Origin of the sequence: Ruegeria alba (assembly GCF_022321465.1) — a bacterium.
Classification (GTDB): domain Bacteria; phylum Pseudomonadota; class Alphaproteobacteria; order Rhodobacterales; family Rhodobacteraceae; genus Ruegeria_B; species Ruegeria_B alba.
Genome location: NZ_JAKOEM010000004.1, coordinates 118,834 through 137,395 on the forward strand (window position 1 = coordinate 118,834; position 18,562 = coordinate 137,395).

Below are 18,562 nucleotides of genomic sequence, written 5' to 3' on the forward strand. Positions count from 1 at the left end.
CGCTGCCCCCCTGCACCCCCCGGAGTATTTGCGGCAAAGTGAAGGGAATTACGGTCGTTCAGAAGGGCGCGGGTGCGCGAAACGTCATCGAACGGCCGCTTTCCGGGTGCTTGAGGCGCAACTCCTCGGAATGCAGCATCAGTCGCGGAAACGCCTGCGCGGCGCCCGTGGCATAGAACGGATCGCCCAGGATCGGGTGACCCAGCGCCTGGCAATGCACCCGCAGCTGATGCGACCGCCCGGTGCGCGGAAACAGGCGCACGCGGGTGGTATCGCCTTCGTATCGCAGGACCCGCCAATCGGTCACGGCGGGTTTACCTGTCTCGTGACACACCATCTGGCGCGGGCGATTGGGCCAATCTACGATCAGCGGCAGATCGACGGTGCCTGTCTTGGGTTCAAGCTTGCCCCAAAGCCGCGCCACATAGGTCTTGCGGGTCTTGCGTTCTTCGAACTGACGACCGAGGTTGCGCTGGGCATGCGGCGTCTGGGCAAAGACCATAACCCCCGATGTATCCCGGTCGAGCCTGTGCACCAGCAGCGCACCGGGAAATCCCGCCTGCACCCGCGACAGCAGGCAATCGGCCAGATGCGCACCCCGCCCCGGCACCGACAACAGCCCGGCGGGCTTGTTCACCACGATCAGTTCGGCATCCTCGTGGATAACGTCCAGCGGGTCTTGTGGGGGAGTGTAGTTGTCGTCCATGACCGCATGCCCTAGCGCAGACGACGGCCTCTCGCAACGTCGTGCTTGCGCCGCCGGTCAGGTGGCGCAAGGCTGCGGCCAAACCATCGAGAGGAGAACGCAGATGCACCCCACGATCGCACGGATGCAAGAGGTGGTGGCCAAGGGCGACGAGAGCCTGATCCACGCCCTGCTGGCCGAGGATGTTCGCTTCTTGCCGCCGACCTACTACAAGACCTGGACCGGTCGCGACCCGGTCGCCGCGGTTCTGGGCCATGTCGGACAGGTGTTTTCCGAGTTCCGCTATCGCCGCGTCATGGGTGAGGGCAAGGATTGGGCGCTGGAGTTTCAGTGCAAGGTTGGTGATCTGGACGCGGTCGGCGTCGACCTGATTACCCTCAACGACGCCGGACTGATCCAGGAATTCGAAGTGGTCATGCGCCCGTACAAGACCATCGGCGCCCTGCGCGACGCAATGAACGCGCGGGTGATGACCGATGCACGTTTCCTCAAGTATCGCGAGGCGCTCAGCTGATCGGGATCGACCAGATTCTGCGCCTGCCCCTGTTGCCGGTTCTGGCCGCACAGGGATTGGCGGTACGGCGCAAGGCGCAGCTCTTGCCCGAACCCGCAGGTTTGCGCGCCGGCACGGCGGGCAGTGGCCCCCAGTTGCGGCTGCTGATCGCGGGCGACAGTTCGGCCGCCGGGGTCGGCGCCACGACCCAGGCCGAGGCACTGAGCGGCCGGCTGGTGGCGCGGCTCGCCCTGGAACATACGCTCGACTGGCGGCTCGAGGCAACAACAGGCCACACCACCCGCGACACGCTGGACCGGTTGGTCCGGCTGACCGGACCGTTCGACATCGCAGTCACGGCGCTGGGAGTGAACGACACCACACGCGGGTCGAGTGCGCGCAGCTTCGCCCGGCGTCAGGCGGCACTGCTGGATCATCTGACGGGCCCGCTCGGGGCGAAGGTGGTCATTGTCACTGCGGTACCGGACATGGCCTTGTTTCCGGCCCTGCCGCAACCGCTTGCCTGGATACTGGGTGCGCAGGCCCGGCGGCTCGACCGCGCCTTGCAACAGGTCGCGGCGCATCACCCCCAGGCGGTGTATCACCATCCCGTCATTCCACCCGATCCGGCAATGGCCGCCCGCGACGGCTATCATCCCAGCCCGCTGGCCTATGATCGGTGGGCCGAGGGGCTGGCCGGTCTGATCCGCGATCAGGCCGCGCGCCGCATCTGCCGCAGCATCGGGACGGAATAGATCACCAGCGCGGCCCAGATCATCGGAAAGGCAATCATGCGCGCGCGGTCGATCTCCTCGCCAAAGAGCGCCACGGCGGTGACAAAGATCATCGTGGGCGCGATGTATTGCAGGATACCCATGGTCGACAGACGCACCAGTTTGGCCCCGTTGGCATAAAACAGAAGCGGCACCGCCGTCACCACACCGGCCCCGGCCAACAACAGGCTGTCGGCCCCGAAGTCCCCGAAATGCCCCTGCCCCTGCGCCTTGATCCAGACCACATAAGCCAGCGCAAAGGGCGACAGGATCAACACTTCGAGCAGGAACCCCTGATTGGGACCGATCGGCAGCGACCGCTTGAACAAGGCATAAAACCCCCAACTGAAGGTCAGGCCCAGCGCCACCCAGGGCAATTCTCCCGCTTGAGCGATCAAAACAGCCACCCCTGCCGCGGCCAGCAGAATGGCACCCATCTGCGCCCGGCTCAGCCGCTCTCCCAGGAACAGCCCCGCCAGCGCGATGCTGAACAGCGGATTGATGTAATAGCCCAGCGCCGCGTCCAGTGCGCGACCATTGGCGATCGACCAGACATAGATCGCCCAGTTGACCGAGATCAGCGCCGCCGTCAGGCAGGCCATGCCCAGCATGCGCGGATTGCGCAATGCCGCGCGCAGATCGCGGGTGCGTCCCAGCGCCACCAGCAGCGCTCCGGCGACAGGTACCGACCAGATCACCCGGTGCGCCACCACTTCGACCGACGGAACATGGGCCAGCGCCTTCATGTACAGAGGCAGAAACCCCCACAACAGATAGGCGGTGATCGCCAGCACCAGCCCTTTGGGCGTATCCACATTCTCGGGCCGGTGATCGCTCATCTCGCATTCTCCTCTGCCCGCCCGTTGTGAACAGGCACGCCAGGAAAGAAAAGCACCAAATCCGTGAACTGGCCCATCAACACCCGTGATATCGCCCCTTCCTCTTGCCCGAAATATCCCGGAGCGCGAGGCAGCGCCTCGCACCCCGCGCGGAACGCGCGGCACCAACAGAGCGCGCCGCAGGCGCTCCTTTTGGCAGAACGCTAGACCTTCACCCGTTCGGATTTGGGGTCGTACATCGGGGCAAGCGCGGCCTCTGCACGGACACGTGAGCCCATCACGTCGATCTCGTAGGTCGAAGCCAGAACATCCGCCGCGCTTTCGCCTGCGCAGGGGACATAGCCCATGCCGATGGCACCGCCGAGATGGTGGCCATAGGCGCCCGAGCTGAGATAGCCGACGATCTGGCCGTCCCTGAGCAGAGGCTCGTTATGATAGAGCAGCGGTTCGGGGTCGGTCAGGCGGAACTGGACCATGCGGGTTTTAAGCCCTTCGTCTTTCTTGCGCAGCACCGCGTCGCGGCCGATGAAATCGGGCTTGTCGGTCTTGACCGCAAAGCCAAGCCCGGCCTCCAGCACGTGATCCTCGGGCGTGATGTCATGGCCGAAATGGCGGAACGCCTTTTCGATCCGGCAGCAATCCATCACGTGCATGCCGCAGAGTTTCAGGCCCAGATCCTGGCCCGCCTCGAACAGGGTTTCAAACGCATGCCCCGCCATGTCGGAGGAGACGTAGATCTCCCACCCGAGTTCACCGACGTAGGTCACCCGGTGGACGCGGGCGAGGCCCATGCCCAGTTCGATTTCCTGCGCGGTGCCAAAGGGATTCACATCGTTGGAGAAGTCGTTCGGGCTGACCCGCGCCATCAACTCGCGCGCCTTGGGGCCCATCACCGCCAGCACGCCTTCGCCCGCGGTCACATCGGTGATGACCACGCGGAAATCTCCCACAAGGCGCATCATCCGGGTCTGGTCGGCATAGCGGGTGGCGGCGGGGGTGACGACCAGATAAGCGGTCTCGCTCAGGCGGGTAACGGTGACGTCGGCCTCGATCCCGCCATTCACGTTCAAAAACTGGGTATAGACGATGCGGCCCACGGGCACGTCGAACTGACCGCCCGCGATATGGTTCAGATAGGCGGTGGCGTCCGGCCCCTCGACCCGGATCTTGCCGAAGGAGGACATGTCATACATGCCCAGCCCGGTGCGGATCGCCTTGTGCTCCTCGGCCACGTTGTCGAAGAAGTTCTGCCGCCGCCAGCTGTAGCGATATTCGCGCTCCTGATCCGGGCGCGCGTACCAGTTGGCGCGCTCCCAGCCCGCCAGTTCGCCGAACACGGCCCCTTGCGCCTTGAGATGTTCGTGGAACGGGGTGCGGCGCACCCCGCGCGAGGTGGCTTTCTGCCGGTAGGGAAAGTGATCGGCATAGAGCAGGCCCAGCGTTTCGGTCGAGCGTTCGACCAGATAGCGCTTGTTGCCCTGAAAGGGCTGCATGCGGGCGATGTCGACATCGCCCAGGTCAAAGGGTTTCTCGCCGCTGTCCATCCACTGGCTTAGCGCATGGCCCGCGCCGCCCGCCGACTGGATGCCGATCGAGTTGAACCCGGCGGCGACCCAGACATTGTCCATCTCGGGCGCAAGGCCAAGGTGATAGGCGTCGTCGGGGGTAAAGCTTTCGGGTCCGTTGAAGAAGGTGTGAATGCCCGCGCTGCCCAGCATCGGCATGCGGTTCACGGCGGCCTCGAGGATGGGTTCGAAATGGTCGAAATCCTCGGGCAGCTGGTCGAATTCGAATGTGTCGGGAATGCCGTCCATGCCCCAGGGTTTCGATTTCGGCTCGAACGCACCCAGCATCATCTTGCCGGCGTCTTCCTTGTAATAGGCGCATTCGTCGGGGACTCGCAGAACCGGCATCTGGGTCAGGCCCTGGATGGGTTCCGAGACGATGTAGAAATGTTCGCAGGCCTGCAGAGGCACGTTGATGCCCGCCATGCGGCCCACCTGGTGGCCCCACATACCGGCACAGTTCACGATCATCTCGCAGGCGATATGGCCCTGCTCAGAGCCATCGTCGCTGATCCAGTCGACGCCGGTGACCCGGCGGCCCGCTTTGGCGATGCCGGTCACCTTGATCCGTTCCTTGACCACGGCGCCGCGCTGGCGGGCGCCCTTGGCCAGCGCCAGCGCGATATTGGCCGGATCGGCCTGACCATCGGTCGGCAGCCAGACACCGCCGGTGACGCCATCGAGGTTGATATGCTGATAGCGCTCCTTGACCTCGGCAGGCGACAGTTCCTCGACCGGGACGCCAAAGGCGCGGGCCATGGCGGCGTTGCGATAGAGCTCTTCCAGCCGTTCGCCCGTGAGCGCGACCGAGACGGAGCCCACCTGCCGCATGCCGGTGGCAACGCCGGTCTCGGCCTCGAGCCCCATATAGAGCTCGGCCGAGTACCGGGCGAGCTTGGTCATGTTCGAGCTGGCACGCAGCTGGCCGATAAGGCCCGCGGCATGCCAGGTGGTGCCCGAGGTCAACTGCTTGCGTTCGAGCAGAACGATGTCTTTCCAGCCGAGCTTGGTCAGGTGATAGGCGACCGAGCAGCCGACGACGCCGCCGCCGATGATGACCACGCGGGCCTGGGTGGGAAGATCAGCCATATATGTCTCCACAACTTGCGATTTGCCCGACAATGCCACGGGTGGGCGACAGGAAATCCATCAAAAACGTCACGGCAGCGGTGAAAATCACCGCTGCACAGCCGCACGTTTCTGCCGCCTCAGCACAAAGGGGGTAACCCCGTAGAAGCTTTTGTAGACCGCCGAGAATCCGTTCGGAAAGCCGCAGGCCAGCCCGATTTCGCGTACGCTCATCGCGGTGTTCAGCAGCAGAGAATTGGCCTTGGCCAGCCGCATCTCGCGATAGAAGTTGTTGGGCGTTGTCCCCATATAGGTTCGGAACTTGCGCTCCAACGAGCGATTGGACAGACCGAGCGCCGCAACGATCTCACCAATGGGCAGAGGGTCCTCGATATTGGCCTGCATCATCTTGATGCACTGATCCAGCGCCTCGTCCCCGGTCGAGGTGGTCTTGATCCCCGAGAACGGCTGCATCGTGGCAAAGTCGCGGATATGTTCGTGAAGCATGATATCGGCAACCGTCATCTTGGCCGGGCCCGAAACATGTCGCCCGATCACTGACAAAACCACGTCGACCGTCGCCCCCATGCCCGCGCAGGTCACCACCGGCCCCTGCTCTGTCGCCAGCGAGAAGGTCGCATCAAAGCGCGCGCCGCGTTCGCGCAGAAACGCGGCGTTTTCCCAATGAGTGGCCAGATCGGCGGTGCCGCGTTCGTTGATATATCGGCTCGCGGCCTCGGCCAGCAAAAATACCTGCGCCCCGCGAAAGGTGTAATCCTTGACGACGCGTCCCAGCGACAATTCGGGCTGGTCGGGATCGGAATTGCCGATGACGAACAGGTAGTCCGCCCTTGGTTGGGCCGGCACCCGCTCGGTCGCGACCACGGCGCCGCTGCTGCTTTCGATCAGACCGCCACGCAGGGAACGGTAAGTATAGGCAAAGGGGGGGTGCGGGCAGACCCGATTGGCGATCCGCAATACGTCGACCAAAGCGGCCAGTTCGGTCAGCACGAAACCAGGCGCGACGATGATATCGAACTGCGTTTGCCGGGTTTCGGCCTTAACCAGTTTCAGCGTTGTTTCGGCCCCCATGTGCCGCACTCCTCAGACGATACGATGCCCCGCCGCGCGCAGGCGACGGGCAAGATGCGCGATATGCTCGGGGCCGACCTCGCAACAGCCGCCGACGATGGTGGCGCCCTGACCGACCCAGCCCATGGCAAAATCGGCATAGGCCTCGGGCGTCAGGTCGACGCGGGCGGAGAGCGCCTCGACCGTGGGGCGGTCCTTGAGGAACCCTTCGGTGATGCGGGTGAAGCCGTTGGCATAGGCGCCGAAGGGCAGGCCAAAGCCCGCGATGATGTCGAGCGCGGCGGCCATGGCCTCGGGGCGGGAGCAGTTCACCAGCACCGCCTGGGGCTGGTATTGCGCGACGATGGCGGCCAGCTCACCCACCCCTTCGCCCGAGCGCAGGCGGCTGCCGTCGTCATCCATCACGGTGACCGAAAGCCAGACGGGTTTGCTGCCAAGGGACGCACCCCGGAGCGCGCCCTCGGCCTGAGCGACCGAGGCGGCGGTTTCGATCAAAAACAGATCGACCCGGTCGTTCATCGCCCGGACGCTGTCGGCATAAAGCGCCTCGGCCTCTTCTGGTGGCGGGCAGATGTCGGGGCGGTAAGAGGCGCCGAGCGGCCCCAGCGCGCCCGCGATGCGGCCCGAACCATGCGCGCTACGGGCGGTTTCGGCCTGGGCCAGCGCGGTGTCGATCAGCGCCTCGAACTGGTCACCGATCCCGGCCGGTTCAAGCCGGTCGCGCAGCACCGCATAGGTGTTGGTGGTGGCGACAGTGGCGCCCGCCTCGAAATAGTCGCGATGGACGGCGCCGACGTGATCGGGCGCCTCGAGCATGACCGAGGTGGACCAGAGCGGCGTCGGGCGCTTGCCCGCGCGTTTGACCAGTTCCTGGCCGATGGAGCCATCAAGCAGGGTAATGTCGGTCATGGGTGCTCCTGTGGGGGGATGAGGACGATCTTGCCGGGCAGGCGTTTGGTCATGAATTCGGCCTGCGCCTCGGCGATCTGGTGGAGGGGATAGGTGGCCGAGACCAGCGGGCGAATGGCGCCCGTGTTGATCAGGTCGATGAGGCGGGCAAAGACCGCGCGCGGTTGGTAGGTGGCGCCGTGGAGGGTGATGTCGGGCAGGTAGATCTGGCGCAGATCGGCACTGACCATGGGCCCGGCGATGGCGCCCGAGACGGCATAGTGCCCACCGGGTTTCAGGGCGCGGATCAGGTCGGGCCAGATCGGGCCGCCCACAACGTCGATCACCCGGTCGAAATGGCCTGGTGTCGGCGTGTCGTCGCGGTTCAGGATGGTTCTTGCCCCGGCGGCGGTGACGGCCTCGGCCTTGGCCGGCGCGGTCATCGCGGTGACTGTGGCCCCCAGATGCGCAGCCAGTTGTACGGCGGCGAGCCCCACGCCGCCCGAGGCGCCGGTGATCAGCACCATATCGCCCTGCCCCACTCCGCAGCGCGCCAGCAGGTTCCACGCGGTGCCATAGGCGCAGGGCATGGCGGCGATTTCGATGTCCGAGAGCGGCGAGGCGGTGACGTCGAAGAGGTCACCTGCCTCGAGCAGGCAATATTCGGCAAAGGCGCCGTCCAGTTCCGAGCCAAGGGCCACGAAGCCGAAGGGGTTGTCGGGTGTCGGACGCGGCAGGTTGATCTGGCAGGTGACGCGCTGGCCGATGGTCCAGCCGGTCACGCCCGCGCCCAGAGCGATGATGCGCCCGCAGAGGTCGCCGCCCTGGATGCGGGGGAAGTTGAGCGCCCCGGCCCAGCCGCCCGCCTCGCCCGTCTCGCCGCTGTCGGTGGCGCCGGTTACTTCCGAGGAATACCAGCCGATCCGGGTGTTGATGTCGGTATTGTTGACCCCGGCGGCTAGCACCCGGACCAGAACCTGCCCCGGCCCGGGGGCCGGGACGGGGATGTCATCACACCACGCCAGTGCCTCTGGCCCGCCGTGGCGGGTCAGTTGGACGCCGGACATGGTGGCGGGGATGGTCATGCGCGCAACCGCTTGTTTTCGGGATCCCAGAGCGGTTGATCGGGCTGCACCACGGCGCGGCATTTCTCTCCGTAGATCTCGACCTCCAACTCGGTGCCCGGCACCGCCAGATCGGCGCGCACCATGCCCAGCGCCACGCTGGCGTTGATGCGATAGCCCCAGGCGCCCGAGGTGGTCTCGCCCACGATCTGCCCGTCATGCCAGAGGCAGGACATATAGGGCGCGTCGCAATCTCCGGCCTCGACCAGCAGGGTGACAAAGCTTTTCTTCACCCCGCGCTGTTTCTCGGCCAGGATCGCAGCCTTGCCCGGGAAATCCTGTGGCTTGTCGAGCTTGACGAAGCGTTCCAACCCGCCTTCGAGCATCGAGTAATCCGTCGACAGATCGCCCTTCCATGCGCGATAGCCTTTTTCGAGGCGCAGCGAATTCAGCGCCCACATGCCAAAGGGCTTGGCCCCGGCACCAAGGATCGCGTCATAGATCGCGGGCATATGTTCGTTGAGCGCGTGCACCTCCCAACCCAGTTCCCCGGCAAAAGAAACGCGGATCAGAAAGGCGGGTTGGCCCGCGACGGTGGCGGCCTGATGCGTCAGCCAGCCTTGCGACAGGTCGGCGTCCGACAGCCCGGCGAGGATCTCGCGCGATTTCGGGCCGGTGACGATCAGCGTGTCGCGGGTGGTGGTCACATCCTCGACCGTGACACCGGCGGGCATGGCGGCCAGCAGGATATCGCGGTCATGCCATTGCGCGGTGGCCGCCGTGATCATCACGAACTCGTCCTCACCCAGGCGGATACAGGACATTTCGGTCAGGATGCGGCCGCGCTTCTCGGAGATGTAGACCAGGTTCATCCGCCCCACCTTGGGCAGACCGCCGGTGATCAGGCCGCGCAGCGCCTCGGCGGCACCTGCGCCCTTGACCAGAAAGCGCGAGAAACCGGGCAGGTCGAGCACGCCGCAATGGTCGCGCACGGCCTCGCATTCCTCCTTGATCCGCTGCTCCCACGGGCCGGAGCGGCCCCAGGTGTGGGTGCTGCCCTCGGAGGTGTCATCACCCGGCTGCGCGAACCAGTTGGCGCGTTCCCAGCCGTTATAGACACCCATGACGCCGCCCTGCGCCTTGACCCGGTCATGCACCGGCGACACCTTCTTGTCGGGTGCGGCAGGCCAGCGATGCCAGGGGAAGTGCATGGCATATTCGTTGCCATAGACCTCCATCCCCTTTTGCACGCAGTAGTCGTGATCGGTGTAATCGGTATAGCGGCGCGGATCGCAGGACCACATGTCCCATTCGGTCTGGCCATCGACGATCCATTCCGCCAGCACCTTGCCCGCGCCGCCCCCTTGGGCGATGCCGAAGGTGAACACGCAGGCCTCGAAGGCGTTTTTCACGCCTGGCATCGGGCCGATCAGCGGCAATCCATCGGGGGCATAGGGGATCGGCCCGTTGATGATGCGGCTGACACCGGCGGTGGCGGTAACGGGCACGCGTTCCATTGCGTCGGCGACGATATCCGCGATCCGGTCGAGATCGTCCGACCAGAGCTGGAAGCTGAAATCGTCGGGCATCGGATCGCTGTCCACATCCCAATGGGCGCGGCAGTTGGGCTCGTAGGGGCCGATATTGATGCCGTTCTTTTCCTGCCGCAGGTAATAGGACACGTCCACATCGCGCAAGAGCGGCAGCTTGCGACCGTTCTCCTTGGACCAAGCCTCAAGCTCGGGGATCTGTTCGGTCAGCAGATACTGGTGGCTCATCACCATCATCGGCACGGTGCGCCCGCCATAGGGTTTGAACCACTCGCCAACCCGCTGGGCATAATAGCCTGCGGCGTTGACCACATAGTCACAGGCAACGTCGCCCTTGTCGGTATGAACGATCCAGCTGCCATCGGGCTGCTGGGCGACACCGGTCGCGGGGCAGAAGCGGATGATCTTGGCCCCCATGTCGCGCGCGCCCTTGGCCAGTGCCTGGGTCAACTGCGCCGGGTCGATATCGCCATCTGTCGGATCGTAAAGCGCCCCGGCCATGTCATGAGTTTCCAGGAAGGGATAACGCGCCTTGGCCTCGTCGGGCGTCAGCATCTCCATCTTGATGCCCTGATAGCGGCCCATGGCGCAGGCGCGCTCGAACTCCTGCATCCGCTCCTTGGTATGCGCCAGACGGATCGAACCAGTCTGATGATAGTTCATCGGGTAGTCGACTTCCTCGCCCAGACGGGCATAAAGCTCGGTCGAGTACCGCTGCATGTTCATGATCGACCACGAGGTCGAAAAGGTCGGCACGTTGCCAGCCGCATGCCAGGTAGAGCCCGCGGTCAGCTCGTTCTTTTCCAGCAGAACGCAGTCGGTCCAGCCCTTTTTCGCCAGGTGATAGAGCGAGGACACCCCCACCACACCGCCGCCGATGATGACCACGCGGGCCTTGTTGGGAAAATCGGACATGTTCACTCCCTAGTCCTTTTGCGGCGCATCGTCCGCGATGTCGTAATAGTCGCCCTTGTCGGCGACAAAGATGTGCTTGGTCAGGCGCTGGCCGGTGGGGCCATCAATGGATCCAAGCGAAAAGCTGATCGTGTCTTCGTCATTGGCCTTCCAGAACAGGAAAGAGCCGCAACGAGCGCAGAACCCCCGCTTGGCGCTGTCGCTGGCGGCAAACCAGCTGACCGTGCCGGTGATGGTCAGGTCGGCCTCGGGCACAAAGGCCGAGGACCAGATGCCGCCCGATTGCCGCCGGCACTGACCGCAATGGCACATCGAGGCGCCCTGGGGCTCGGCTTCGGTCGCGTAGCGGATATCGCCGCACAGGCAGGAACCTTTGATCATGGCATTCTCCTCAATATACCGGTGGCGCGATCACCCAGACAGCAACGGCGGGTTCGTCATAAGGATTGGCCCATTGATAGGGTTCATGGCGGATACGGAAACTGTCGCCCGGCCCGACCGAGAAGATGCGCCCGCCAATGGTCAGCTCCAGCCGCCCCGACAGCATGTATCCAACCTCTTGCGTGGGTCGGTTGGCCGGGGTCTGCATCCGCGAATGCGGGGCAAAGGTGGAATGCACCATCTCGAAATCGTCGGTCAAATCCGGCGACAGCAGTTCTTCGATCAGGCCTTCTTCGCCCGAGCCCATGGGCCGCCGCGCGCCCGCCCGCACCACGTATCCCTGTTCCTCGGCCGGGGCGGCGGCATGGGCAAACAGCATCGACATCGGCACGCCCAGGCAACCCGCAATCTGGCGCAGGTCCGAGATCGAGGGTTCGGACATGTCGCGCTCTACCTGACTGAGCCAGCCGACAGACCGCCCCAGCCGGGCCGCGATCTCGCTCAGCGTCAGGCCGCGCGCCTTGCGCAGGGCGCGCAGATCGGCGCCAAGCGTCGCGCTGGACGGGGCTTGCGTATTCACCGGCGCCTCCCAAGCTTCGTGAAAAATCATCCTCGAATTTCATGATGACGCGATTCTCGTGAAATTCTCAACACAAATTTCACGAACCAACAGAACACCGCTTCACTTCGCAGCAAATACTCCGGGCGCGTCGCCGCTTTGCGGCGGCGGGGGCAGCGCCCCCCTTTTCCATCGCCGGTTCTTGCATATCTAACCGGGCAAACGCTAAGACCCGCCCATGTGGAACGCGATCCTCTATCTCTGGGTCCTCAACGGGCTGACGGTGGCTCTGTTCGCCTGGGACAAGCTCTCGGCGCGCTGGAACCGTGGCCGGGTGCCCGAGCATCTGCTGCTCTGGCTGTCCGCCCTTGGCGGCAGCCCGGCGGCGCTGTTGTCGCGGTGGCTGTTCCGGCACAAGACCCGCAAACAGCCCTTTGGCCGCTGGCTCTGGTCCATCGTGCTGTTTCAGATCACCGCCCTGGTGATCCTATTGGGCAAAGACCTGCTCTAGAATTGCCCCCAGCGCTTCGGCATCCGCGACCGTAAAGGCATCCGGCAGGTCGCTGTCGATATCGAACACCGCAATCAGCGCGCCGGTGCCATCAAACACCGGCAACACCAGTTCCGACCGGGTGGAAGAGGCGCAGGCGATATGGCCGGGAAAGGCATCCACATCCGGCACCAATTGTACCTCACCGGTCCGCGCCGCGGCACCGCAGACGCCCTTGTCAAACGGGATTCGCAAACAGCCGTGACCGCCCTGATAGGGGCCGATCTTGAGCACACCGGGCTCGGTCACCCGGTAGAAACCGGTCCAGTTGAAGCGGTCGTCCGCATGATGCACCTCGCAGGTGACCGTCGCCATCAGCGCCACCGGATCGGTCTCGCCCTCGGTCAGGGCGGCGATGGTCTTGGCGAGGGTGTTGTAGTCAACGGTCATGGCGGCTCTCCGCTGGGTCTGGCGTGAAACAAGCCTATCGCGCGGACAGAGAGCAAAGACAAGAGACGGGTCAGCCCAGAAGGCGGCAAAGATGCGTGACCGCTGCCGCCCCGCGGGCCTGGCACGCAGCCTCTGATGGTGCGGGCAGGCGCCCGATCACCCGGCGGATCTGCTGGTCGCCCACCAGCAGATCGAGGTAAAGGCCCGCCGCCGCCCCGGCATCGTCGAAACGTAACAGGCCCTCGGCCCGCGCGGCCTTTAGCACCTGCACGATCAGCGGCATCACGCTGTCACGGCCCGATTGGGCGATCAGCGCGCCCAATTCGCCGCTGGGGTCGGCGGCGGCGGCCCGGTTCAGCGCCACCGCCCGGTCGCCCAGCAAGAGAGACAGCAGGCGCGGCCCCAGGGCGGTCAGGGTGTCGCGGGGCGGGCGCGCGGCGGCCAGATCGGCCTCCAGTTGCGCGCGCACCTCGGCAGCGTTGCGGATGACCAGCGCCCGGAACAGGCCCTGTTTGTCACCATACCAGCTGTAGAGCGTCTCGTTCGAGGCGCGCGCGAGCCGCGCGATCCCCTGCATCGAGGTGCCCGCATAACCCTTTTGTTCGAGCAGCGCATAGGCGGCTTCCTCGATCTGCTGTTGGCGGTCGGCGCGGCTGTCATCCTTCATCGGGTTTCCTTTCGCTTGACGTCAACCGTAATCATCATTACGGATACAAGCAACCGTAATCATAATTACGCTTTTCGATGACACCGTTTCAGGAGAATGACATGACCCAGACCGACCGCCCCAGCCTTGCCGCACTTGTGGTGCTGATCCTGTTGCAGCTGATCATGCTGTCCGCACTCTACGCCGGAGTGCCCCCGCACCCACCCATCGCGACGCCGCTTTTCGGCATCGGGCCGTTCATAGGTGCTTCGGTCTCGGCGGCAATCGCGGCGATTGTGCTGGGAGAGAGCCGCGCCGGGCGGGTGCTGGCCGTGCTCGCCGTTTTGGGCGCGCTAGTCTCGTTCGGGCCGCAGAAATACCTCGACCCGCAGTTTCCGCTGATCTGGCCCGCCGTTATCGCGGCACAACTGGCCGCAATCACGGTGCTGGTGCGCCTGTTCCCTGCACTGTCGCGGCAAGGGGCCTGAACTGATGGAGCTGATGCTTGTCGGTTTCGTCCTGACCGCCTTGGCCGCCATCGCCACCCCCGGGCCGACCGTCTTGCTGGCGCTGGGCAACGGAGCGCGGGGCGGCATGCGCGGCGCGGTGCCGGGGATCATGGGCGCCGCCCTGTCGGACATCCTGCTGATCACGGCGGCGGCGCTGGGCCTGGGGGCGGTGCTGAGTGCCTCGGCCCTGCTGTTCGGGTTGGTGAAATGGGCGGGCGTGGCCTATCTCGCCTATCTCGGGTTCCGGCTGATACGAGGGGCGACGCATCCCGGTACGATAGAGAGCGCCCCGCAGGTGCGCGCAACGACGGTCTTTCGCCGCAGCTTTCTGGTCGCAGTCACCAACCCCAAGGGTTATCTGTTCTTTGCCGCCCTCTTGCCGCAGTTCATCGACCCCACCCAGCCCGCAGCTCGGCAATATCTGGTGCTGGCCGCCCTCTTCGTGGCGACCGATCTGCTGGTGATGAGCCTTTATGCCGCTGTCGGCGCCTGTTCGCGGCACCAGGGCGGGCGCGTGGCAGGGCAGTCGCTGGGCCGGTTCTGCGGCCTGGCGATGATCGGGGTTGCCGGGTCGCTGGCCCTGATGCGCCGCGCCGGGGCCTGAGAAACGCGCCGGATCGCTCCGGCGCGTGTCCTGTCGAACGGATCAGACCCGCTCGATGGCGATGGCAGTGCCTTCGCCACCGCCGATGCAGATCGCGGCAACGCCGCGTTTCAGCCCGCGCTTTTCAAGCGCATTGAGCAGCGTCACCATGATCCGCGCGCCCGAAGCGCCAATCGGGTGGCCCAGCGCGCAGGCGCCGCCATTGACGTTCACCTTGTCGCGGGACAGGCCCATTTCATGCATGAAGGCCATCGGCACCACGGCAAAGGCCTCGTTGACCTCCCAAAGGTCCACATCCTCGACGCTCCAACCGATATTGGCGAGCAGCTTTTTAGCGGCCGGAACCGGGGCGGTAGTGAACCAGCCCGGCGCCTGGGCATGGCTGGCGTGGCCTAGGATGCGGGCGCGCACGGTCAGGCCCTGGGCAGCTGCGGCCTCGGCCGAGGCCAGCACCAAGGCTGCGGCACCGTCCGAGATCGACGAGGCATTGGCCGCGGTCACGGTGCCATCCTTGCGGAAGGCGGGTTTCAGCGTCGGGATCTTGTCGGGCCGGGCGCTTTTGGGTTGTTCGTCAGCATCGGTCACCACCTCGCCCTTGCGGGTCTTGACGGTGACGGCGGCAATCTCGCCGTCAAAGGCGCCCGAGGCCTGCGCATCGAGCGCGTTTTGCAGCGAGCGCAGCGCATAGTCGTCCTGCGCCTCGCGGGTGAACTGGTAATGCTCGGCGCAATCCTCGGCAAAGGTGCCCATCAGGCGGCCCTTGTCATAGGCGTCCTCCAACCCGTCGAGGAACATGTGGTCGATCACCTGGCCATGGCCGATACGGGCGCCGCCGCGCATCTTGGGCAAGAGGTAGGGGGCGTTGGTCATGCTCTCCATCCCGCCCGCGATCATGGTGTCGGTATGGCCCAGCGCGATCTGATCAAAGGCGATCATCGCCGCCTTCATGCCCGAGCCGCACATCTTGTTGAGCGTGGTGGCGGGCACCTCTTCGCCCAGACCGCCGGCGAAGCCCGCCTGGCGCGCGGGGGCCTGACCCTGACCGGCGGGCAGGACGCAACCCATCAGCACCTCGTCCACGGTGGCGGCCCCTGCCCCGGCCAGCGCGGCGCGAATCGCGGCGCCGCCCAGTTCGGCGGCGCTGACGCCGTCATACATGCCCTGGAACCCGCCCATCGGTGTGCGCGCGGCACCGGCGATGACAACTTCTTTCATCCTGTCCTCCTGAGGAAAGCTCTGCGCCTGAATACCGAATGGTAAGAATTGCCGTCTACCCTCGTGCGGCGAAAAGTAGCCACCCGAGGAGTGGGAGTATGAGTCTGACCAGCACCATGGCCGGTGACACAAGGGTGATCACCGTGAATGTAGAACGAATAGACGCCGCCATGGCGATCCAGTTCAAGGAAGACATGCGCAGTGAAACCGAAGCGGGACCCGATCGCGTGATTCTCGACCTGTCGCAGGTCACGTTCATCGATTCGAGCGGGCTGGGCGCGATTGTCGCTTCGATGAAGCAACTCGGCGGCAACCGACGGCTGGACCTCGCCGGACTTACCCCGATCGTGGACAAGGTGTTTCGCCTAACCCGCATGGATACCGTGTTCAATCTGTTCGCAACGCTCGACGACGCGCTTGCGGTACACCCGAATTAACCCACCGGGGAGGCTGGCACGGTGCAGTTCAACGCGGATCGGCAAGGCTTTACCCTGAATTTCCGAGCCACAGAGATGGAGGCGCGAGAGGGGATTCGCGCGGTTGCGACCCAGTTGCGCCAGCGCGGCCTGTCCGAGGACCGGGCCGGCGATGTCGAAATCGCTTTGGCCGAAGCGATCAACAATGTGGTCGAACATGCCTATGCCGACATCGAACCGGGTCAGGTCCGCATCCGGTGCCAGATGCGTAGCAATAAGCTGCTGATCCGAATCTCTGACCAGGGACGCCCGCTGCCCGATGGGCAATTGCCCAAGGGCGAACCGGCCAGTGTCGATACCAATCTGGCTGACCTGCCCGAAGGGGGGTTCGGCTGGTTCCTGATCCGGCAACTGGTCAGCGAAATCCGCTATGAACGGCGACAGAACAGCAATTTGCTGTCGCTGCGGTTCGATCTGCCAAAGGTATCGTGATCAAAATCGAGTGCGCCACAATCTCGCCACAATCGCTCCGAACTCATGCCGCAATGAACGGTCAGAAACGAACCTGTAGCTGCATATGGCTTCCCTCGGCGTTGCGCGTTACAGCCCCCACCCAGTGCGCGGCGCCGAGGACTACCTCCCTGACATTCCCTCCTGAAAACCTCGTGTTCGCGAGATCGCTGGATTGATTTCCCGCGCCCGCCCCCTAGTGTCGCGGTACCACGAGGGAGACATCGATATGCGCGATTTTCACCTGCCCGGACGTTCGCCGGCCTATGCCACCGAGGGGATGTGCGCCACCTCGCACCCGCTTGCGGCGCAGGTTGCGATCGATCTGCTCAAACGTGGCGGCAACGCGATGGATGCGGCATTGGCCGCCGGTCTGGTTCTGGGCATCTGCGAGCCGCAGATGACCGGGATCGGTGGAGACTGTTTCGTGCTTTATACCAGACCCGGTGAAGACCACATCCGCGCCCTGAACGGCTCGGGCCGTGCCGCCGCTGGCGCCTCTGCCTCTGCTGCTGCCCTGCGCGCGCAAGGGCTGGAGCGCGTTCCGCTTGGCAGCCCCCATGCGGTCACCATGCCCGGCGCCATCGACGCCTTTTGCCATCTGGCCGAAGCCGAGGGGCGATTGGGTCTCGACACGCTACTGCAACCCGCGATCCATTATGCCGAGCACGGAGTTCCGGTGGCCCCACGCGTGGCTTTCGACTGGGCGCGAGAGGCGGGCACACTCAAGGGCGCGGCGCGGCGCCACTATCTACTGGAAGGGCGCGTGCCGAAGACCGGCCAGGTCTTCGCCGCCCCCGGACAGGCCGAGGTTCTGCGCCGCATCGCCCACCTCGGGCGCGACGGGTTCTATACCGGAGAAGTGGCCGAGGACATGCTGGAAGCGCTGAACGCTCTGGGCGGCCCGCACCGCGCCGAGGATTTCGACGCCACCGCCTGCACCCCGACCGAACCTATCTCAGGACCCTACAAATCCGCCGATCTAGTAGAACATCCGCCCAACGGACAGGGTGCCACGGCGATCCTGCTGCTCAACATCCTGTCGCATTTCAACATCGCTACGATGGATCCGCTGGGCGCCGAGCGCATCCATATCGAGGCCGAGGCGGCCAAGCTGGCCTATGACGCGCGCAACCGGTTCCTAGCCGATCCCGACCATACCGACCGGCTGAATCACATGCTGGCCCCGAAAACGGCAGCGCGGCTGGCGGCATTGATCGACCCGAAACGCGCCATGGCCGCTGCCGCACTGCTGACCGAGGCGGTGCACAAGGACACAATCTATATCACCGTCGTTGACCGCGACCGCATGACGGTTTCGCTGATCTATTCGATCTTCCATGGCTTCGGGTCGGGCATCGCCTCGGAGAAATTCGGCATACTGCTGCAAAACCGCGGCGCCGGCTTCACCCTGCAAGCGGGCCACCCGAACGAGATGGCGGGTGGTAAACGGCCAATGCACACCATCATCCCGGGCATGCTGCGCGAGGGGCCCGGTACGTTGACCCCATTTGGCGTAATGGGCGGTGCGTATCAGCCGGTGGGCCATGCACGCTTCACCTCGAACCTGGTCGATTTCGGGATGGATTTGCAGACCGCCATCGACGCCCCACGCGCCTTTGCCGATGCGGGCGTGTTGAAGCTGGAACGCGGTTACCCGGACGCTGTGCGCCGGGCACTTGCCGATATGGGTCACAAGGTGGTCACACCGGAGGTCCCGCTGGGCGGCGCGCAGGCGATCCGCATCCGCACCGATGGTGTGCTGGAAGCCGCCAGCGACGCACGTAAGGACGGTTGCGCGCTGGGTTATTGAGCCCTGCGCGCGCTGC

At 64.9% G+C, this 18,562-nt stretch carries 20 protein-coding genes; 8 read left to right on the forward strand and 12 right to left on the reverse strand.

Annotated elements, in window-relative coordinates; genetic code table 11:
* Window positions 1–58: 58 nt before the first annotated feature.
* Complete coding sequence (locus MB818_RS07350) at window positions 59–706, reverse strand: RluA family pseudouridine synthase (protein ID WP_234138479.1); 648 nt, start codon at window positions 704–706, stop codon at window positions 59–61.
* Window positions 707–809: 103 nt separating this feature from the next.
* On the opposite strand from MB818_RS07350, the gene MB818_RS07355 reads away from it, so the two are divergent.
* On the forward strand, window positions 810–1,220 hold the full coding sequence (locus MB818_RS07355) for a nuclear transport factor 2 family protein (protein ID WP_234138478.1): 411 nt from the start codon (window positions 810–812) through the stop codon (window positions 1,218–1,220).
* A gap of 32 nt (window positions 1,221–1,252) precedes the next feature.
* On the forward strand, window positions 1,253–1,954 hold the full coding sequence (locus MB818_RS07360) for an SGNH/GDSL hydrolase family protein (RefSeq protein ID WP_238904627.1): 702 nt from the start codon (window positions 1,253–1,255) through the stop codon (window positions 1,952–1,954).
* Here the strand turns inward: MB818_RS07360 and rarD are convergent.
* The 8 genes from rarD to MB818_RS07400 all read right to left on the reverse strand — a co-directional run bounded on the left by rarD (window position 1,912) and on the right by MB818_RS07400 (window position 11,944).
* A complete protein-coding gene (rarD, locus tag MB818_RS07365; RefSeq protein WP_234138474.1) occupies window positions 1,912–2,811 on the reverse strand; it encodes an EamA family transporter RarD in 900 nt (299 codons plus the stop codon). The two genes, MB818_RS07360 and rarD, sit on opposite strands and share 43 nt — an antisense overlap.
* Before the next feature lie 203 nt (window positions 2,812–3,014).
* Window positions 3,015–5,465 carry a GcvT family protein gene (locus MB818_RS07370; protein WP_238904629.1) on the reverse strand — a complete coding sequence of 817 codons (2,451 nt, stop codon included), beginning with the start codon at window positions 5,463–5,465 and terminating at the stop codon, window positions 3,015–3,017.
* An 87-nt stretch (window positions 5,466–5,552) separates the two neighbouring features.
* Entirely contained in the window at window positions 5,553–6,536 is a 984-nt protein-coding gene (locus MB818_RS07375) for a GlxA family transcriptional regulator (protein WP_234144391.1), read from the reverse strand.
* Window positions 6,537–6,548: 12 nt separating this feature from the next.
* On the reverse strand, window positions 6,549–7,445 hold the full coding sequence (locus tag MB818_RS07380; RefSeq protein WP_238904631.1) for a homocysteine S-methyltransferase family protein: 897 nt from the start codon (window positions 7,443–7,445) through the stop codon (window positions 6,549–6,551).
* On the reverse strand, window positions 7,442–8,509 hold the full coding sequence (locus MB818_RS07385) for an alcohol dehydrogenase family protein (RefSeq protein ID WP_238904633.1): 1,068 nt from the start codon (window positions 8,507–8,509) through the stop codon (window positions 7,442–7,444). Before MB818_RS07385 ends, MB818_RS07380 begins: the two co-directional genes overlap by 4 nt.
* Window positions 8,506–10,953: a GcvT family protein gene (locus MB818_RS07390; protein ID WP_238904635.1), complete on the reverse strand. Its 2,448-nt coding sequence runs from the start codon at window positions 10,951–10,953 to the stop codon at window positions 8,506–8,508. The genes MB818_RS07385 and MB818_RS07390 overlap by 4 nt, the downstream gene beginning before the upstream one ends.
* Window positions 10,954–10,962: 9 nt before the next feature.
* Complete coding sequence (locus tag MB818_RS07395; RefSeq protein ID WP_234216406.1) at window positions 10,963–11,334, reverse strand: GFA family protein; 372 nt, start codon at window positions 11,332–11,334, stop codon at window positions 10,963–10,965.
* A gap of 10 nt (window positions 11,335–11,344) precedes the next feature.
* Window positions 11,345–11,944, reverse strand: coding sequence for a helix-turn-helix domain-containing protein (locus tag MB818_RS07400; protein WP_255699984.1), 600 nt, complete (start codon window positions 11,942–11,944; stop codon window positions 11,345–11,347).
* A 187-nt stretch (window positions 11,945–12,131) separates the two neighbouring features.
* On the opposite strand from MB818_RS07400, the gene MB818_RS07405 reads away from it, so the two are divergent.
* Window positions 12,132–12,404: a DUF1294 domain-containing protein gene (locus MB818_RS07405; RefSeq protein ID WP_164130478.1), complete on the forward strand. Its 273-nt coding sequence runs from the start codon at window positions 12,132–12,134 to the stop codon at window positions 12,402–12,404.
* Here MB818_RS07405 and MB818_RS07410 read toward each other — a convergent pair.
* A complete protein-coding gene (locus MB818_RS07410; protein ID WP_234138456.1) occupies window positions 12,381–12,833 on the reverse strand; it encodes a free L-methionine (R)-S-oxide reductase MsrC in 453 nt (150 codons plus the stop codon). The two genes, MB818_RS07405 and MB818_RS07410, sit on opposite strands and share 24 nt — an antisense overlap.
* 70 nt (window positions 12,834–12,903) lie before the next feature.
* Entirely contained in the window at window positions 12,904–13,500 is a 597-nt protein-coding gene (locus MB818_RS07415) for a TetR/AcrR family transcriptional regulator (protein WP_238904637.1), read from the reverse strand.
* A 101-nt stretch (window positions 13,501–13,601) separates the two neighbouring features.
* Here MB818_RS07415 and MB818_RS07420 point away from each other — a divergent pair, with 101 nt between their 5' ends.
* Together MB818_RS07420 and MB818_RS07425 are read left to right on the forward strand one after the other, a co-directional pair.
* Window positions 13,602–13,967: a hypothetical protein gene (locus tag MB818_RS07420; protein ID WP_234163161.1), complete on the forward strand. Its 366-nt coding sequence runs from the start codon at window positions 13,602–13,604 to the stop codon at window positions 13,965–13,967.
* 4 nt (window positions 13,968–13,971) lie between these two features.
* On the forward strand, window positions 13,972–14,592 hold the full coding sequence (locus MB818_RS07425; RefSeq protein WP_234216408.1) for a LysE family translocator: 621 nt from the start codon (window positions 13,972–13,974) through the stop codon (window positions 14,590–14,592).
* Between the two features lie 42 nt (window positions 14,593–14,634).
* On the opposite strand, the gene MB818_RS07430 is transcribed toward MB818_RS07425, so the two are convergent.
* Entirely contained in the window at window positions 14,635–15,807 is a 1,173-nt protein-coding gene (locus MB818_RS07430) for an acetyl-CoA C-acyltransferase (protein ID WP_234182630.1), read from the reverse strand.
* Between the two features lie 98 nt (window positions 15,808–15,905).
* Here MB818_RS07430 and MB818_RS07435 point away from each other — a divergent pair, with 98 nt between their 5' ends.
* The 3 genes from MB818_RS07435 to MB818_RS07445 all read left to right on the forward strand — a co-directional run bounded on the left by MB818_RS07435 (window position 15,906) and on the right by MB818_RS07445 (window position 18,546).
* Window positions 15,906–16,244: an STAS domain-containing protein gene (locus MB818_RS07435; protein WP_234138446.1), complete on the forward strand. Its 339-nt coding sequence runs from the start codon at window positions 15,906–15,908 to the stop codon at window positions 16,242–16,244.
* Window positions 16,245–16,265: 21 nt separating this feature from the next.
* Window positions 16,266–16,715, forward strand: coding sequence for an ATP-binding protein (locus MB818_RS07440; protein ID WP_234138444.1), 450 nt, complete (start codon window positions 16,266–16,268; stop codon window positions 16,713–16,715).
* A 247-nt stretch (window positions 16,716–16,962) separates the two neighbouring features.
* Window positions 16,963–18,546 (forward strand): gamma-glutamyltransferase family protein, encoded by a 1,584-nt coding sequence (locus MB818_RS07445; protein WP_234138443.1) that lies wholly within the window; start codon window positions 16,963–16,965, stop codon window positions 18,544–18,546.
* Window positions 18,547–18,562 lie beyond the last annotated feature (16 nt).

What these genes read in the sequence shown, in the direction of transcription:
- MB818_RS07405 (WP_164130478.1), top strand. Translation starts at nt 12,132, where the DNA reads ATGTGGAACGCGATCCTCTATCTCTGGGTCCTCAACGGGCTGACGGTG.
- MB818_RS07410 (WP_234138456.1), bottom strand. Translation starts at nt 12,833, where the DNA reads ATGACCGTTGACTACAACACCCTCGCCAAGACCATCGCCGCCCTGACC.
- MB818_RS07385 (WP_238904633.1), bottom strand. Translation starts at nt 8,509, where the DNA reads ATGACCATCCCCGCCACCATGTCCGGCGTCCAACTGACCCGCCACGGC.
- MB818_RS07355 (WP_234138478.1), top strand. Translation starts at nt 810, where the DNA reads ATGCACCCCACGATCGCACGGATGCAAGAGGTGGTGGCCAAGGGCGAC.
- MB818_RS07370 (WP_238904629.1), bottom strand. Translation starts at nt 5,465, where the DNA reads ATGGCTGATCTTCCCACCCAGGCCCGCGTGGTCATCATCGGCGGCGGC.
- MB818_RS07415 (WP_238904637.1), bottom strand. Translation starts at nt 13,500, where the DNA reads ATGAAGGATGACAGCCGCGCCGACCGCCAACAGCAGATCGAGGAAGCC.
- MB818_RS07350 (WP_234138479.1), bottom strand. Translation starts at nt 706, where the DNA reads ATGGACGACAACTACACTCCCCCACAAGACCCGCTGGACGTTATCCAC.
- MB818_RS07430 (WP_234182630.1), bottom strand. Translation starts at nt 15,807, where the DNA reads ATGAAAGAAGTTGTCATCGCCGGTGCCGCGCGCACACCGATGGGCGGG.
- MB818_RS07390 (WP_238904635.1), bottom strand. Translation starts at nt 10,953, where the DNA reads ATGTCCGATTTTCCCAACAAGGCCCGCGTGGTCATCATCGGCGGCGGT.
- MB818_RS07435 (WP_234138446.1), top strand. Translation starts at nt 15,906, where the DNA reads ATGAGTCTGACCAGCACCATGGCCGGTGACACAAGGGTGATCACCGTG.
- MB818_RS07380 (WP_238904631.1), bottom strand. Translation starts at nt 7,445, where the DNA reads ATGACCGACATTACCCTGCTTGATGGCTCCATCGGCCAGGAACTGGTC.
- MB818_RS07375 (WP_234144391.1), bottom strand. Translation starts at nt 6,536, where the DNA reads ATGGGGGCCGAAACAACGCTGAAACTGGTTAAGGCCGAAACCCGGCAA.
- MB818_RS07420 (WP_234163161.1), top strand. Translation starts at nt 13,602, where the DNA reads ATGACCCAGACCGACCGCCCCAGCCTTGCCGCACTTGTGGTGCTGATC.
- MB818_RS07400 (WP_255699984.1), bottom strand. Translation starts at nt 11,944, where the DNA reads ATGATTTTTCACGAAGCTTGGGAGGCGCCGGTGAATACGCAAGCCCCG.
- MB818_RS07425 (WP_234216408.1), top strand. Translation starts at nt 13,972, where the DNA reads ATGGAGCTGATGCTTGTCGGTTTCGTCCTGACCGCCTTGGCCGCCATC.
- MB818_RS07395 (WP_234216406.1), bottom strand. Translation starts at nt 11,334, where the DNA reads ATGATCAAAGGTTCCTGCCTGTGCGGCGATATCCGCTACGCGACCGAA.
- MB818_RS07445 (WP_234138443.1), top strand. Translation starts at nt 16,963, where the DNA reads ATGCGCGATTTTCACCTGCCCGGACGTTCGCCGGCCTATGCCACCGAG.
- rarD (WP_234138474.1), bottom strand. Translation starts at nt 2,811, where the DNA reads ATGAGCGATCACCGGCCCGAGAATGTGGATACGCCCAAAGGGCTGGTG.